This window comes from Staphylococcus caprae (assembly GCF_002902725.1).
In the GTDB taxonomy this organism is placed as follows: domain Bacteria; phylum Bacillota; class Bacilli; order Staphylococcales; family Staphylococcaceae; genus Staphylococcus; species Staphylococcus caprae.
The window spans coordinates 40192-54661 of record NZ_PPRT01000022.1 but is presented as its reverse complement, the minus strand read 5'-3'; the positions used below and the strand labels follow the sequence as shown (position 1 = coordinate 54661).

32 protein-coding genes and 1 pseudogene are annotated in these 14470 nt (G+C 35.0%); 31 read left to right on the top strand and 2 right to left on the bottom strand.

All coding sequences use genetic code 11. The annotated features are described in order from the left end of the window. The first annotated feature begins 6 nt into the window (after nucleotides 1-6). Nucleotides 7-183, top strand: coding sequence for a hypothetical protein (locus CD155_RS12930; protein ID WP_165764687.1), 177 nt, complete (start codon nucleotides 7-9; stop codon nucleotides 181-183). On the opposite strand, the gene CD155_RS04525 is transcribed toward CD155_RS12930, so the two are convergent. Continuing rightward, entirely contained in the window at nucleotides 175-552 is a 378-nt protein-coding gene (locus tag CD155_RS04525; RefSeq protein WP_165764688.1) for a DUF2513 domain-containing protein, read from the bottom strand. The genes CD155_RS12930 and CD155_RS04525 overlap by 9 nt on opposite strands. A 47-nt stretch (nucleotides 553-599) precedes the next feature. Between CD155_RS04525 and CD155_RS04520 the strand changes: the two genes are divergently transcribed. Continuing rightward, a complete protein-coding gene (locus CD155_RS04520; protein WP_103212656.1) occupies nucleotides 600-1367 on the top strand; it encodes a phage regulatory protein/antirepressor Ant in 768 nt (255 codons plus the stop codon). Nucleotides 1368-1504: 137 nt separating this feature from the next. Here CD155_RS04520 and CD155_RS12920 read toward each other — a convergent pair whose 3' ends face one another. After that, nucleotides 1505-1681 carry a hypothetical protein gene (locus CD155_RS12920; RefSeq protein WP_172605846.1) on the bottom strand — a complete coding sequence of 59 codons (177 nt, stop codon included), beginning with the start codon at nucleotides 1679-1681 and terminating at the stop codon, nucleotides 1505-1507. 60 nt (nucleotides 1682-1741) lie between these two features. Here CD155_RS12920 and CD155_RS12915 point away from each other — a divergent pair, with 60 nt between their 5' ends. The 29 genes and pseudogenes from CD155_RS12915 (at nucleotide 1742) to CD155_RS04395 (ending at nucleotide 14417) form a co-directional block, all read left to right on the top strand. Continuing rightward, nucleotides 1742-1909, top strand: a complete 168-nt coding sequence (locus CD155_RS12915) for a hypothetical protein (protein ID WP_172605845.1) — start codon at nucleotides 1742-1744, stop codon at nucleotides 1907-1909. Further along, the gene (locus CD155_RS04515) at nucleotides 1909-2118 is read left to right on the top strand and encodes a hypothetical protein (protein ID WP_103212655.1); all 210 of its coding nucleotides are present in this window, start codon (nucleotides 1909-1911) and stop codon (nucleotides 2116-2118) included. The genes CD155_RS12915 and CD155_RS04515 overlap by 1 nt, the downstream gene beginning before the upstream one ends. 13 nt (nucleotides 2119-2131) lie before the next feature. Then, nucleotides 2132-2305 carry a hypothetical protein gene (locus CD155_RS12910; RefSeq protein WP_172605844.1) on the top strand — a complete coding sequence of 58 codons (174 nt, stop codon included), beginning with the start codon at nucleotides 2132-2134 and terminating at the stop codon, nucleotides 2303-2305. Nucleotides 2306-2369: 64 nt separating this feature from the next. Continuing rightward, nucleotides 2370-2652, top strand: a pseudogene (locus CD155_RS04510) (chordopoxvirus fusion protein). After that, nucleotides 2618-2839, top strand: a complete 222-nt coding sequence (locus tag CD155_RS04505; RefSeq protein WP_103212653.1) for a DUF2483 family protein — start codon at nucleotides 2618-2620, stop codon at nucleotides 2837-2839. The pseudogene CD155_RS04510 and the gene CD155_RS04505 overlap by 35 nt, the downstream one beginning before the upstream one ends. Next, nucleotides 2832-3608: an ATP-binding protein gene (locus CD155_RS04500; RefSeq protein WP_103212652.1), complete on the top strand. Its 777-nt coding sequence runs from the start codon at nucleotides 2832-2834 to the stop codon at nucleotides 3606-3608. Before CD155_RS04505 ends, CD155_RS04500 begins: the two co-directional genes overlap by 8 nt. 28 nt (nucleotides 3609-3636) lie before the next feature. Continuing rightward, a complete protein-coding gene (locus tag CD155_RS04495; protein WP_103212651.1) occupies nucleotides 3637-4161 on the top strand; it encodes a single stranded DNA-binding domain-containing protein in 525 nt (174 codons plus the stop codon). 14 nt (nucleotides 4162-4175) lie between these two features. Next, nucleotides 4176-4865, top strand: a complete 690-nt coding sequence (locus CD155_RS04490) for a putative HNHc nuclease (protein WP_103212650.1) — start codon at nucleotides 4176-4178, stop codon at nucleotides 4863-4865. Beyond that, on the top strand, nucleotides 4846-5085 hold the full coding sequence (locus CD155_RS04485; RefSeq protein ID WP_103212649.1) for a helix-turn-helix domain-containing protein: 240 nt from the start codon (nucleotides 4846-4848) through the stop codon (nucleotides 5083-5085). The genes CD155_RS04490 and CD155_RS04485 overlap by 20 nt, the downstream gene beginning before the upstream one ends. Next, nucleotides 5082-5858, top strand: coding sequence for a conserved phage C-terminal domain-containing protein (locus CD155_RS04480; RefSeq protein WP_103212648.1), 777 nt, complete (start codon nucleotides 5082-5084; stop codon nucleotides 5856-5858). Before CD155_RS04485 ends, CD155_RS04480 begins: the two co-directional genes overlap by 4 nt. 19 nt (nucleotides 5859-5877) lie before the next feature. Continuing rightward, entirely contained in the window at nucleotides 5878-6639 is a 762-nt protein-coding gene (locus tag CD155_RS04475; RefSeq protein WP_370444556.1) for an ATP-binding protein, read from the top strand. Then, entirely contained in the window at nucleotides 6633-6788 is a 156-nt protein-coding gene (locus CD155_RS12905) for a hypothetical protein (protein WP_002442304.1), read from the top strand. Before CD155_RS04475 ends, CD155_RS12905 begins: the two co-directional genes overlap by 7 nt. A gap of 2 nt (nucleotides 6789-6790) precedes the next feature. Then, a complete protein-coding gene (locus CD155_RS04470) occupies nucleotides 6791-7036 on the top strand; it encodes a DUF3269 family protein (RefSeq protein ID WP_002469995.1) in 246 nt (81 codons plus the stop codon). 8 nt (nucleotides 7037-7044) lie between these two features. Then, nucleotides 7045-7452: a DUF1064 domain-containing protein gene (locus CD155_RS04465; RefSeq protein ID WP_002442307.1), complete on the top strand. Its 408-nt coding sequence runs from the start codon at nucleotides 7045-7047 to the stop codon at nucleotides 7450-7452. Continuing rightward, a complete protein-coding gene (locus CD155_RS04460; RefSeq protein ID WP_103212646.1) occupies nucleotides 7445-7639 on the top strand; it encodes a hypothetical protein in 195 nt (64 codons plus the stop codon). The genes CD155_RS04465 and CD155_RS04460 overlap by 8 nt, the downstream gene beginning before the upstream one ends. Continuing rightward, nucleotides 7640-8005: an SA1788 family PVL leukocidin-associated protein gene (locus CD155_RS04455; RefSeq protein WP_103212645.1), complete on the top strand. Its 366-nt coding sequence runs from the start codon at nucleotides 7640-7642 to the stop codon at nucleotides 8003-8005. It begins immediately after the preceding gene. Nucleotides 8006-8207: 202 nt separating this feature from the next. Continuing rightward, a complete protein-coding gene (locus CD155_RS12900; protein WP_002469958.1) occupies nucleotides 8208-8366 on the top strand; it encodes a hypothetical protein in 159 nt (52 codons plus the stop codon). A 13-nt stretch (nucleotides 8367-8379) separates the two neighbouring features. Further along, nucleotides 8380-8784, top strand: coding sequence for a DNA N-6-adenine-methyltransferase (locus CD155_RS04445; protein WP_256605076.1), 405 nt, complete (start codon nucleotides 8380-8382; stop codon nucleotides 8782-8784). Nucleotides 8785-8812: 28 nt separating this feature from the next. Beyond that, on the top strand, nucleotides 8813-9040 hold the full coding sequence (locus tag CD155_RS04440) for a hypothetical protein (protein WP_103212644.1): 228 nt from the start codon (nucleotides 8813-8815) through the stop codon (nucleotides 9038-9040). Nucleotides 9041-9060: 20 nt separating this feature from the next. After that, complete coding sequence (locus CD155_RS04435; protein WP_103212643.1) at nucleotides 9061-9285, top strand: DUF1024 family protein; 225 nt, start codon at nucleotides 9061-9063, stop codon at nucleotides 9283-9285. A 1-nt stretch (nucleotide 9286) separates the two neighbouring features. After that, nucleotides 9287-9712 (top strand): dUTP diphosphatase, encoded by a 426-nt coding sequence (gene dut, locus CD155_RS04430; protein WP_103212642.1) that lies wholly within the window; start codon nucleotides 9287-9289, stop codon nucleotides 9710-9712. A 36-nt stretch (nucleotides 9713-9748) separates the two neighbouring features. Beyond that, entirely contained in the window at nucleotides 9749-9889 is a 141-nt protein-coding gene (locus CD155_RS12785) for a DUF1381 domain-containing protein (RefSeq protein ID WP_115177463.1), read from the top strand. A 5-nt stretch (nucleotides 9890-9894) separates the two neighbouring features. Next, nucleotides 9895-10053, top strand: coding sequence for a transcriptional activator RinB (gene rinB, locus CD155_RS04425; RefSeq protein ID WP_103212641.1), 159 nt, complete (start codon nucleotides 9895-9897; stop codon nucleotides 10051-10053). Nucleotide 10054: 1 nt separating this feature from the next. Continuing rightward, nucleotides 10055-10243, top strand: coding sequence for a DUF1514 family protein (locus CD155_RS04420; protein WP_103212640.1), 189 nt, complete (start codon nucleotides 10055-10057; stop codon nucleotides 10241-10243). 12 nt (nucleotides 10244-10255) lie between these two features. Continuing rightward, on the top strand, nucleotides 10256-10669 hold the full coding sequence (locus tag CD155_RS04415) for a hypothetical protein (RefSeq protein ID WP_103212639.1): 414 nt from the start codon (nucleotides 10256-10258) through the stop codon (nucleotides 10667-10669). Between the two features lie 140 nt (nucleotides 10670-10809). Further along, entirely contained in the window at nucleotides 10810-11121 is a 312-nt protein-coding gene (locus tag CD155_RS04410) for an HNH endonuclease (RefSeq protein ID WP_103212638.1), read from the top strand. Between the two features lie 141 nt (nucleotides 11122-11262). Next, on the top strand, nucleotides 11263-11613 hold the full coding sequence (locus tag CD155_RS04405; protein ID WP_002469752.1) for a hypothetical protein: 351 nt from the start codon (nucleotides 11263-11265) through the stop codon (nucleotides 11611-11613). Beyond that, the gene (locus CD155_RS04400; RefSeq protein ID WP_103212637.1) at nucleotides 11610-13262 is read left to right on the top strand and encodes a terminase TerL endonuclease subunit; all 1653 of its coding nucleotides are present in this window, start codon (nucleotides 11610-11612) and stop codon (nucleotides 13260-13262) included. The genes CD155_RS04405 and CD155_RS04400 overlap by 4 nt, the downstream gene beginning before the upstream one ends. 18 nt (nucleotides 13263-13280) lie before the next feature. After that, the gene (locus CD155_RS04395; RefSeq protein ID WP_103212636.1) at nucleotides 13281-14417 is read left to right on the top strand and encodes a phage portal protein; all 1137 of its coding nucleotides are present in this window, start codon (nucleotides 13281-13283) and stop codon (nucleotides 14415-14417) included. Nucleotides 14418-14470: the final 53 nt, after the last annotated feature.

The window sequence follows — 14470 nt, the reverse complement described above, 5'->3', positions numbered from 1 at the left end:
TAACAAATGCACGAACAAAACAAAAAAGTCATCTATTACTACTATGATCAAGAGGATAATAGACGACCTATTTTTGAAAGCGAAACCCTTTTAGATGACTACAAAAATTTAGAAAGTAAATTTCCTATCATCAAAAATAACTTTTATGCACAAATTGATGGAAAGGAATTCAAATTACTCTAAGCCTAACTGTTTATTCATTATAGATACTGCCAATTGTTGAAGGACAGGTAAAGTGACCGATTTTAATTTAGATGCTTTTGATTTAGTTTCTTCCCAAACTGTATCATCTGCAACACTATTTAGAAATTCGTGACCAGTGAATGTAAGATGACCAATCATAAAACTAGAAAGTTCAGTACCTTTTATAGGTTGAGCATCGATTAAACCAGCATCTCTAGACTTTAACAGTGTGTAAGCTACATCGTCTTTAGAATATCTATCTGAATCGATATCAACATATATATCTTCAAGGTCTAGAAAATTTCTTAAGTCTTTCTTACTTTCGACAACTAATAGAACTTGTCGAATTAGTTCATATTTCAATTCCATAATATCACCTCCTAAATAGGAGTATAGCAGAAAGGAGCATAAGCAATATGCAAACATTACAAAAAATACAAATTGAAAACAATTCAGAATTAGGAGCAGTCGTTTCTAGTCGAGTTATTGCTCAAGAGTTAGAAAAAAGACACGCCCATGTAATTAGAGATTTAGAGAGAATTTTAACCGACCCAAATGTGGGCTCGTTAATTATACCTAGCAATTATAAAGATAATAAAGGCGAAACAAGAAAAGAATACCTACTAACTAAAGACGGTTTCACTTTATACATGTTCAACATTCAAGGTCACAACGATTTCAAAATGGCTTACATTAATAAATTTAACGAAATGGAACGTCAAATCGCACAACCTGTCGCAAGTTACATGATTGAGGACCCAGTCAAACGTGCTGAACTTTGGATAGAGGAACAAAAAGAAAAACAACAGTTGCAAATCGAAAATCAAATGCAAAGCCAACAAATAGGAGAATTGAAACCTAAAGCAGATTATTACGACCAAATATTAAAAAGTAAAAAACTTATTACTGTAAATGCGATAGCAAAAGATTACGGAATGTCTGGTCAAGCATTCAACAAACTACTGCATGAATTAAAAATCCAATTTAAACAATCAGGTCAGTGGTTCTTGTACGCAAAATATCATGATAAAGGCTACACATCATCGGAACCTCACCACTACACAAAGAAAGACGGAACTGAAGATTTTAGATTACACACTAAGTGGACACAGAAAGGACGCATATTCTTATACAACTTGCTAAAAGATAACGATATTTTACCCACAATCGAACAAACAACTTAAAGGAGGAAATCCAATGCAAGGCTTATACAAAACAACCCTCCTCATCACAATGGCAGTTGTGACTTGGAAGGTAATGAAGATTGAAGTAAATACAAGGAAAACGACAATTAACTTTACGAATAATGAAAATGCGAAAACTACTCGTCGTTTTGGTTCTTCTCAACATATTTTCTAGCGTGTTCAAACGCCATTAAATATACGGCAAACGCTTCATCAAGCATATCTTGTTCACTTTCATAATTACTTGGTTTGAACTCTTGAGTGCTTAAATATGCATTTGCAAACTGTTGAGGGTCGAAATAAATTTTACTCATTAATATCACCTCCACAGGTGATTATACCAAACGCTAAAACAAATTAACGGAGGATAAAAAATGGAAAACTTAAAAATTCAACACGGAGTAGCAAAATTATCTGATATCAAACAAGCAGTAGAGCAAATTGAGGAAGAGACAAAAGACCTAGACTATATAGGTTTAGATATTGAAATCAGTGTCGCGCCTCAACCAATATTTGAGCCTAACGAAGAGGAGGAACAATAATGGAATACATCGGATTTGCAGATGCAAACAAATTTGTAAAAGTGAGTGGCATTTCTAAGAACGACTTAGAAAAACACGTTTATTCAAATAAAGAGTTTCAACAATCTTGTATGTATCGGTTCGGAAAGAATCATAAACGTTACATCGAGATTAAACCAGGAATCGAGTTTATTAAACAAAATATATTGATATCGGAAACGGCATTATAAAGGAGGATTTTAAATGAAATACCTATTGAGCTACATGACTATGATACTCGCAATGATCATCACATTACTATTTGGAGGTGGTTTTACAACAATTATAGGCGTTGCAATCTTAGTTTTTATCGCAAGTACATTCTTTTGGAATGAGTGGTTAAAAATAAAAAAGACTGAAAGACGCGCCAACGTCTAACAGTCGAAACAAAAACAATTTAAAAATTAATTAATAACTTAAATATACCTTTGGAGGAGAGGAAATGCAAGAGTTTATCACAATTAGATTGCCTAAAGAAGAATATTCTCAACTTATTGCCAAATCTGTTCAGTTAGATTTTTTACGTAGCGATTATGATTTCTTAAATAGACAGTACGAGGATATGTGCGATAGATACGCAGAGTTAAGAAAAGATTATACAGAACAAATACAATCATGTATTCGTTTAGATAAAACAATTAAAACTATGGAAGAATCAATCAACATTTTAGAGAAAGGTGTGAATCGCTAATGAAAGAGACAGTGACATATATCATCAAGCGTAAAGATAACGATCTATATATCACTAACATACCTAGCCATAATTTCCCTGCGATTAAATACTCAACAGAGTTCAGAGATGCTAAGGAATTCAACGGAATAGATAGAAGTTCAATAGATATGACTGAACACAAAGCTATCAAACGTACGCACATAGAACAAGATATATATGAGGAGGTTGAGTATGACTGAAGAAAAACAAGAGCAAGATATCCTAACTCAACTAGGGGTTAAAGATATCAGCAAACAAAATGCTAACAAATTTTATAAATTCGCTATCTACGGAAAATTCGGTACAGGTAAAACAACCTTTTTAACCAAAGATAACAACGCACTTGTGCTTGATATTAATGAAGATGGAACAACAGTAACTGAAGACGGTGCAGTTATACAGATAAAAAATTACAAACACTTTGCTTATGTAATAAAAATGTTACCTCAAATTATCGAAAAACTTAGAGATAACGGAAAGAAAATCGATGTCATTGTAATCGAAACGATACAAAAACTTCGTGACATCACTATAGATGACATCATGAACGGTAAGACTAAGAAACCTACATTTAATGATTGGGGAGAGTGTGCAACACGCATTGTGCATATGTACAGATATGTTTCTAAGTTACAAGAACAATATCAATTTCATTTAGCGATAAGTGGTCATGAAGGTATCAACAAAGATAAAGACGATGAAGGCAGCACGATTAATCCCACTATCACGATTGAAGCACAAGATCAAATAAGAAAAGCGGTTGTAAGTCAATCAGATGTTCTAGCAAGAATGACTATCGAAGAACATGAGGAAAACGGTCAAAAGTCATATGAATATGTGCTTAATGCTGAACCCTCTAACTTGTTTGAAACAAAAATTAGACATGCAAGCAATATAACAATTAATAATAAGAAATTTGCAAACCCTAGCATTACAGACGTAGTAGAAGCAATTAGAAATGGAAACTAAAAATTAATTAAAAGGACGGTATAAAATTATGAACTTCAATTTAAATTTACAAGGCGCACAAGAATTAGGTAACTACATGCAACCAGGTCAATATAGCGTGAAAATCAAAAACTTTGAAAGTAAAGAGTCTAAAAACGGACACCCACAATTAGCGATCACATTCTCACATAAAGAAGAAGGAGAATTCACTCACTACGCTAACGGCGATACTTCTAATGATTTCGCTAAAAACTGGTTATACACATTCTTAAAAGTAATCGGAATCCAAGATAACAACGGTCACTTTAGCTTTACGGAAAGAGATGTAATAAGAAAACCAATCAACATCGAACTTGAACGTAAATATAACGACTATACAGAAAAATGGAACACAGTTTTAAAACGTTTTTGGAAATTTGATGGAACTCCAGTATATGAAAAGGTTGGCATTAAAGAGAATGAAAAGAATGAAGGTAATGAGCAATCAGGCAAACCAAGTGTGAATGACAACGGCAATCCTTTTGCAAATGCGAACGCACCTATTGATATACAAGAATCAGATCTCCCGTTCTGATTGGGTTGATATAAGTGTCGAAGATTATCAAATATAACCAAAGAGAAGATGGTTTGTATGATGCTGTGATTACTGGTGTAGAAGTGCCAGAACAAGCTATTGAATTATTAAACATAGGCCAACCTGTTGATGTTGATTGTTCAGTGATAGATCCAAACTCTATCACTGGCAAACAACGAAGGAAGATATTTGCTCTCTGCAACGACATAGAAGCATATACGGGACAGCCTCGTGACTATATGAGGTATTTGTTCATGGATTACGTAGAAGTCCTCTACGGCTACGAAAAACGTCTCTCATTAAGTAATTGCACAAGAGAACAAGCTAAACAAGTTATAGAAGTTATTCTCGACTGGATATTCCATAACAATATTCCACTTAATTATAAGACGAGTGACCTGCTTAAAAATGATAAGTCATTCCTTTACTGGTCAACAGTCAATCGTAACTGTGTCATTTGTGGTAAGCCAAGAGCTGAACTCGCACATTATCAAGCAGTAGGACGAGGACGTAACAGACGCAAGATTAATCATATAGGAAACAAAGTATTAGCTTTATGTTCAAGCCACCATCGAGAACAGCACAACATAGGCATGAATAGTTTCAATGAGAAATACAAATTACAGGACAGTTGGGTGGATGTTGATAGTAGGCTCAACCGAATGCTGAAAGGAGAGAAAACAAATGCGATCAATAATGATTAGACCAGAGGATAGAATGAAAATCGCTCAACGCATAAATGAAATAAGATTAAATGCTAATATGCTCCAATCTGAATTTGGTGAGCGTTTAGGCGTAGGACGATTAGCTGTGTGTCGTTGGGAAAATAGAGCGCAGTTACCACCAATGAAAACAATAAGAAAAATGGCAGAGGAATTCAGCACTACGCCTGAATGGATATTGTATGGAAGTGATGAAACATGAGTAATCTACTAATCGATGATTATCCAATACTTGTATTACCTAAGTTAGCAACTGAGATAGGACTTAATGAAGCGATTGTACTACAACAAATGCACTATTGGTTAAATAACAGCAATCACAAACACGATGGTAAACGTTGGATATACAACTCCTATCCTAAATGGATCGAGCAATTCCCTTTTTGGAGCGAAAGCACGATAAAAAGAACAATAACAAGTTTAGAGAAACAAAAATTAATATTTGTCGGTAATTACAATAAAGCCGGTTTTGATAGAACAAAATGGTATTCAATCAATTATGATACCTTAAATAAATTGGTGACCCGACCATCAGGTCAAAATGACCCGACGATGAGGTCAAAATGGAACGATGGAAAAGGTCAAAATGACCCGACCAATACCAGAGATTTCACAGAGATTTCTTCAGAGACTTCTAACAATAATATATTGTCTCCTTCGTCGACTGTGGAACCTATACCGTATAAAGGAATTGTTGCTTACCTAAATGGTAAAACAAATAAAAATTATAAACACACTACTGGTAAGACGAGACGATTTATAGAAGCACGTTGGAACGAAGATTTTAGATTAGATGACTTCAAAAAAGTTATCGATATTAAAACTTCAGAATGGTTAGGTACAAGTCAAGAAAAGTATCTACGACCTGAAACGTTATTTGGTACTAAATTTGAAGGATATCTTAATCAAGAAACACAACCTAGTGGCATGGATCAACTTGAAAGAATGAAGTACGACCCTAGCTACTGGGATTAGGAGTGATTGAATGCAATCAATGGAAAGCCTAGCCAGAAATCTAAAGCCCAATAGAAACATTGTAGAAGAAAAACACGACTTAAAGTGTGAGAAATGCGGAAATCGTTACGACTATTACAAATTTAGCAACGGACATGAATTCAGACATGGTTGTGACTGTACAATGATACAAGCTGGTAAAGAGGCAGAGAAAAAACGTAAGCAAAAATATATTAACAATATCTTTAATCAATCCACTGTTAACCATTCATTACAAGGAGCAACGGTTAACAGTTACAAACCACAAAACGAACAACAAACACACGCTAAAAATACGGCTATAGAGTACGTCAAAACGTTCTCAGTGGATAAACCTAAGTCATTAATATTACAGGGCTCATATGGTACCGGAAAAAGCCATCTAGCCTATGCCATAGCAAAGGCAATAAAAAATGAAGGTTATTCGGTGGCGTTTATGCACATTCCAATGCTTATGGAACGTATTAAAGCGACTTACAACAAAAATGCGACTGAGACGACGGACGAACTCGTTAAGTTATTAAGCAATATAGACTTGCTTGTACTTGATGATGTAGGCGTAGAAAACACAGAACATACACTCAATAAGCTATTTAGCATAGTAGATAACAGAGTAGGCAAAAATAACATCTTTACTACTAACTTTAGTGATAAACACTTAAATCAAGATATGAATTGGCAGCGTATCAATTCAAGAATGAAACATAACGCTAGAACAGTAAAAGTGCTAGGCGATGACTTTAGGGAGCGTGACGCATGGTAACGAAAGAAAACATCATAGAGATATTGAAATGCAGTGATCTGTATGCTCAAAAGATGATTGATTGGGCGAAAGATGATGAGGAATTGAACAACTTAATTAATAGCAAATTAGAAGAAAAAGCTTACAGACAACCGATTGTGGAGGTGTAGTGATGGGACTACGTGAGGGATATAAAGACAAATATTACTTATATACCATAGACGGTTGGAAAATGTGCAGTGTCATACCTTTAGCAGAAGATGTATTCAACATTGGTAATTATGCAGGTATGCACTTTCAAAAGGTGTTCAATGGCAATGTAACCAAAGAAGAGCTTAACAAGTTAAAACGTAAATATAAATTGTATCGCAAGGAAGAGTTACAACAACAAACCACGATTGATGACTATTTATTTTGAGGTGGCATATGAGTAAATACAACGCTAAGAAAACAGAATACAACGGAATAGTATTCGATAGCGCAGTCGAATGTGACTATTATAAACACTTAGAAAACAAGATGAATGGTGTGTATTACAACCGAATAGAACTACAACCAAGGTACGAGTTAATTCCTAAGTTTGGTAAACAACGCAAGACAGAATACATTGCAGACTTTGCCTTATACCTAGATGGAGAGCTAGTCGAAGTGATAGATGTTAAAGGAATGGCAACAGATACAGCAAAGTTGAAAGCTAAGTTGTTCAGATATAAATATCCTGACGTCAAGCTCACATGGATATGTAAAGCACCTAAATATACAGGTCTTGAATGGATTGAATATGACGAATTAATCAAAGTCAGACGAAAGAGAAAGAGGGAGAAGAATGACTGAACCTAGAGAGGAAACAGTCACGGTAAACGCTACAGTGAAAATCAAATGCAAGTTTCCGGTATGGCTTAATAAGTATACTACTGTAGAAGATGAAAAAGAGAAATTACTCGATGTGATTGCGGAGAACCCAGAAAAAGAATTGATGAACGAGAACTTTGAATTTATAGATTTAGTTGAGGTGGAGTAAATGAGAAATATCAGAGTAGGCAAACAAACTTTTGTGATGACTGAAAAAGATGAAAAGAAAATGGAAGAAAACTTTATCGATATTTACGTTGTTAGACAAAGAATTAAAAAAGGTTGGGATTACAACGAAGCTATAGAAGCACCAGTAGGTATGCGTCGCAAGGAATGGGATAAATTAAAAAGAATGGAACGATTAAATGAAATGGAAGAAGCCGAAAGTTTAAAAGAACGTATCCAAAGACGAAGAATGGAAGAACTTAGACGTAAGAAACCTCACTTGTTCAACGTGCCTCAAAAACACCCTCGTGGTAAGTGGTGCAAACATCTTATGGAGAATGACATCTTTATTAAAAAGGTAGTCGGATAAATGGATAGAGTTTTATTTCATGAATTGCAGGTTGGCGATAACATTTGGTTTAAAAAACCATATGCCTCATTTAGCCACTGGGGGTACCGTAGAGAGCCTTAATTTTAATTTTGAGGGTTAAATCATACGTAAATGTAAAAGTGGGCGTAGAAACGGTTCTGAGAGCTTATGAGGACTACACATTTATTAAGGAGGATTAAATATGGTCAAGATAAAAGAAATACAAACAGATGGCACATACACTATTTACGATAGCAATGACAACAGCATAAACATCACTAAAGAGGAATTTGAAGAAATCAAGCAGTACAGCATTGATAGTGAATATAATTTTTTAAGTAGTGAAGATACGCAAGCGTAGAGGAGGAGAAAGAATGAGCGTTCACTTTAGTTCGAAGTCGAACGAGTGGTATACACCTCAATACTTATTCGACGAGTTGAATGAAAAATATCAATTCACCTTAGATCCGTGTGCAAGTCATGAAAATGCTAAATGTGATAAATATTTCACTATTGAAGACGACGGTTTAACGAAAGATTGGTCTAAAGATATAGTTTTCATGAATCCACCATATGGACGCAACATAAAACATTGGATTAAGAAAGCATATGAGGAAAGTGTTAAAGGTGCAACAGTTGTTTGTTTGATACCAGCAAGAACAGACACGACGTATTGGCACGATTACATCTTTAACAATGCATATAACATAAAATTTTTAAAAGGTCGTATCAAATTCGGGGGGCGTCAAACAGTGCGCCGTTTCCAAGTGCGATCGTAGTATTTAAACCTAAAGAGGAGCGTTAGTTATGGCGTATGAACACGTAAACAAATTAAAAAGTTATCTGAATAGAAAATTAAACGCATTAGTTACAGGAGAGAAAGTTAAATTCAATATTAACGTAAATAGCTTAAAGAATGAATTAGGACAACTAGAAACTAAGGCAGAGGCTTTCGATGTAATTGCAGACGTTTTTGAAGATGGGGAGCTATATACTGATGCAGACGTATTGGATATTATATCAAGAACAAATTGATGAAGTGGAGGATACAATCAATGAGTAAACGTGAACAAATTGAACAGGCGATTATCAGTGCTGGTGCATTCACAGGCGAAGATACAGAGGCGTTGTTAAGCGAATTGGATAAAATTTATAGAAAGGCAAACTGTTTTGAAGATTTAGTTTGTTTAGATGGCAATTCTATGGATATAGGCGATGACGTCAAAGCAGTAAGCCAAGCATTCTATCGCTCAAACCCAGAGTTATTGGAGGACGAATAAAATGACCAACACATTAGAATTTAAAAGATTATCAAAGAACGCAACAATGCCAACACGAGCTAATGAATTTGACTCCGGTTTGGACTTATATGTATCAGAAACAATCACTATTCCAGCGCATACAACAACAATAGTTAAAACAGATATAGCAATTAATTTACCTTATGGGTATGAGGCACAGGTAAGACCACGTTCAGGTAAATCGCTTAAAACGAAGTTACGTGTAGCATTAGGAACAATAGACAAAACATATCATAAAGAAATAGGTATCATCACAGACAATATAGGTGATGAAGATATCACAGTAGAAAAAGGTGAAAGACTGGCACAGTTAGTTGTAGCGCCAGTTGTATATCCTACACCCAAACAGGTTGATTGGTTCGAAAATGAAAGCGACAGAGGTGCATATGGAAGCACAGGAGAATAAAGATATAGTGGAACGTATAAAGGAAGTGTTAGGGAAGTGACACAATACCTAATACGTCAATTCGAAGACAGCACAGGACATATCCACACTAATGTGGAGAAAGCACGTATAAACGAAACGCTCTCTATTGTGGAGGCAGAGAGTAGAGAACAAGCAGAACGTAAAATTAAGGAGTGAACAGAATGATTAAACGCATATTAAAGAATTGGTTTACTATCGCTATGTATGAACTAGGCAAGTACATAACCAATCAGATAATCATTAAGTTACAAAGTGAAGATGATATTGACACATTCAACCAAACAGATCATGCACACTTGAATATGGAGGTAAGTAAATAGTATGTGGATAACAATATCAATCATACTCGCAATAGTATTACTTATTGTGTTAGGTAACAACGCTATGTTGCGTAATGAATTAGATGCGCTGAAGTACACTAACGTATATCTCTTTAGCAAGTTTGTAAGAGAAAGTGATATAGAGAACATTGAACGTGAGATTGAGAGAGCGAAGAAACAGTTTAAGTAATGGAGGTAGTAGATGTATACACGTGATGAAGTAAGAAACATGATAGACAATTATAAGTGGATGCATAACATTATAGAAGCGCAGGTGTATGATGCAGACAGCACATCAACAGCACAGTATGGTATAGAAGCGGTGATGCCTAAAGCTAAAGGTGGTAAGGGTGACAAGGTATTAGTTAAAGTGTTAGATAGGAATAGAGAGTATCGACGTAATGTTAAGTTGCTTAATAAATTACAGTTTATAGATAAGTACGAAGAATATGTAACTGATGATATGAACTATCATATATTACAATTGATTAAGATAGGCATCAAGCACAAGACTATCATGGAACTTATGGAGATAAAGAGTAAGTCTACATTCTATGGATGTGTTAACGAGATAGTCAATGTATACATGGACGCACAACAAGGGTACTATGATTAATCGAACACATCGAACCATTCGAACACATCGAACTATGTGTGCGTTAATAACATTAATAATATTATACTAGAGTCATACGATACGAATACACAGGCACATCACATAGTGGTGTGTCTTTCTTTATTATACGAGGTTATGTGATGGAAGATTATAACGAGTTTAAAGCACGTAAACAATTCTATAATAGTAAAGCGTGGAATGAAGTGAGACAGCAGGTATTGAAACGTAGTAATTTTGAATGTGTCTGGTGCCGTGAAGAAGGAAAGGTAACAACCGATAATTTGGAAGTTGACCACATTGAAGAATTACAAGACAGACCAGATTTGAAATTGGAGCCTGATAATTTACGTGTGTTGTGTAAAGCATGTCATAACAAAAGGCACACGCGTTTTCAATATGGAGGAAATCAATTTAAACCAAAAGAACAAAAGTGGCAAGATGAAAAATGGTAAAAGAACACGCCCCGGGTCAAAACATTTCCCGGTTATTTCCCAAGTGGGAGAACGGCGGGTGGGCTCTACTCCGCAACTTTTTGAGGAAATATTACATGAAACCTATACCCCCTACCCGTATATGCAGAAAGGAGTGATTTTATGAAAGTAAATGATAATGATAAGAATGTAATTAAAGAGCGTAAGCGATTAGAGGCAATTTACAAAGACATTCCTTCCGAAAAGCTAAAAGTTGTTGAAGGTTTGATTATTCAGGCCGCACGTTTACGTGTCATGCTTGATTACATGTGGAAAGATATCCAAGAAAATGGCGAATATAACATGTTCCAACAATCTCAAAACCTACCATCATACGAACGTGAACGTCCTGTGGCGCGTTTATACAATACACGCGATCAATCATATCAACGTGTAATAAAACAACTTACAGACTTGTTACCAAAAGAAAATAAGCAAGTTGAAACAGATGAACCTGTTGATGATTACGTATGATTCATAACAAATACGTAGATGAATATATTCAACAATGGCGTGATGGCAAGATAGTCTTCAACCAGGAACGCGTTGATTTAATCGAATATCTCGAAAAAGATGTACTTACTCTCTCAACTGTTCATTTCGAGGAAGAAAAAATAGAAAAGTGTATTAAGTTTATTGAGAAATGGTACTTTCCAACACAACCTTTCCAACGATTTATTATCGCTTTCTTATTTTTAATAGATGAAGTTGAAGATACACCGTATTTCACTGAATTTGCTTTATTTATGGGTCGCGGTGCTGGCAAGAATGGTTTTATTAGCGCAATTAGTGACTTTTTAACCACTCCTATACACGGCATCAAGAAATACGACATTTCAATCGTTGCGAACAGTGAGGAACAAGCTAAAACATCATTCAATGAGATATACGATGTTTTGTTAGAACATAAGCGTAATAAAACAGGGGAACGACCTAAAGCACCTTATGAAGTGAGTAAAACAGAAATAAAAAATCGCTCAACTGGTTCGATAATTAGATATAATACGTCGAATACGAAAACAAAAGATGGTGGAAGAGAAGGGTGTGTCATCTTTGATGAGATTGCCATTTATGAAAGTTCTGATATGGTAAACGTCAAACGTGGTGGTTTAGGTAAGGTTATTCACGATAGAACGTTTTACATTTCTACAGATGGTTTTGTTCGTGAAGGATTTATGGACCAAATGAAAGAACGTGTCACAGAAGTATTGAAACGTAATAATCCGAATGACCGTATATTCCCATTCTACTGCAAACTTGATGACCCTAAAGAAGTTGATAATGAACAGATGTGGGAGAAATCAAATCCGATGTTACACCCTCCTTTAACAGGCTATGCCCGTAACTTAAAACGTAAGATTAAAGAGGAATATAACGTGTTACACATCAACCGCTCGAACAAACCAGAGTTCATGACTAAACGAATGAACTTACCTGAAGTTGATGAAGAAAAGGTAGTAGCACCATGGGAGGAAATATTAGCTACAAATAAAGAGTTTCCTAATCTTGAAAATAAAGCCTGCATTGGTGGTCTTGACTATGCGTTAGTTCGAGATTTTGCCAGTGTAGGCTTATTGTTTAGAGATAATGACACCTATTATTGGAAAACGCACTCGTTCATTCGTCGAGAATTCTTGGAAACAACACATATGGAACCTCCAATAGAGCAATGGGCAGACGACGGACTGTTAACAATCGTTGATGATGATGTAATTGATATTTCTTACATCGTTAATTGGTTTATTCAGCAACAAAGTAAACACAATTTAACTAAAGTAATATCAGATAATTTCAGAACAGACATTGTAAGACGACCATTTGAAGAAGCGGGTATTCCGTTAGAAGTTATTAAAAATCCGACTGCGATACATGGTTTGCTTGCACCAAGAATAGACACCATGTTTGCTAAAAAACAAATCACATTTGGTAATAACCCTTTGATGAGATGGTTCACAAACAATGTCGCAGTAAAAATGCAACCGGATGGCAGTAAGAAATACATCAAGAAAGATGAAGTTAGACGTAAAACAGATGGATTTCATGCAATGCTCCATGCCTTATATAGAGCAGATGAAATTCTTGAGTATGATCAACCTTTTATTATGGCAGACATAAACTTTTAGTGGTTAGGAGGTGAGATTTTGAGTATATTCGACAGAATTATGGGTAGAAACGAGGCAATTGAGTTTAGTTATGACTTTGAGTTATTACATGAAACATCACAAAAAGCTTACATAAAAAAATGGGCTTTAGATACATGTATAAATCATATTGCTAGAACGATTAGTCAAACGAAATTTGAAATTATAGATAGTGAAAGTAAAGACACATCTTCAACCACACACTATAAATTGAATGTTCGGCCTAATACAGATGAAAGTGCGGCAACGTTTTGGCAAAAAGTAATTCGTAAGCTCATTTACGATAATGAAGTTCTGATTGTAGTAACAGATAGCAAAGATTTAATTATTGCAGATGACTTTGTTAGAGAAGAATACGCATTATATGATGATATTTTTGACCATATAATGATTGGAGATTTTGAATATGAGCGCTCATTCAGAATGAGTGAAGTTATTTATCTTGAATACAATAATGAATCCATTACAAATATGCTTATGGGCTTATTCAGTGATTATGGCGATATCTTCGGACGAATGATTAAGTCTAATTTAATGAATAATCAGATTAGAGCAACATTATCTATGGATACAAACGTAGCATTAAAAACCACAACTAATGAAGAAATGAAAAAATTTATAAACAAAGCTTATAAAGCGTTTGAAAGTAACGATATAGCAATCGTACCTGTCCAAAAAGGTTACAACTACACAGAACACACAAATGACAACACGAGTAGTAAGTCGCAGATTGAAGAAATGGCCAAAGTACCTAACCAGTTATTAAGTTATGTGGCTTCTAATTTAGGTATACCATTACCTTTACTTGACGGTTCGGTGGCCGACATTGAAGCTATGACTGAAAATTATATGAAATTCTGTATAAACCATTTTATTGAAAAAATCGTTGATGAATTGAACGCTAAATTGTTTAGTGAACGTGGTTATAAAGAAGGAAAGAGAATAAAAGCAATAACAATAGGAGCTAAAACACCTGTAGAGAAAGCTGAGGCTGTTGATAAGTTGGTAGCAAGCGGAAGTTTTACACCAAACGAAGTGAGAGACATGTTTAATTATCCTCATATTGAAGACGAGGAAATGGACAAAGTTATGGTTACAAAAAACTATATTAAGAAAGAAGATATGAGTGAAGAATAATAAAATATGCCCGTTTTTAAAGCATGATCAATAGAGCGTGCTTTTTATTATGC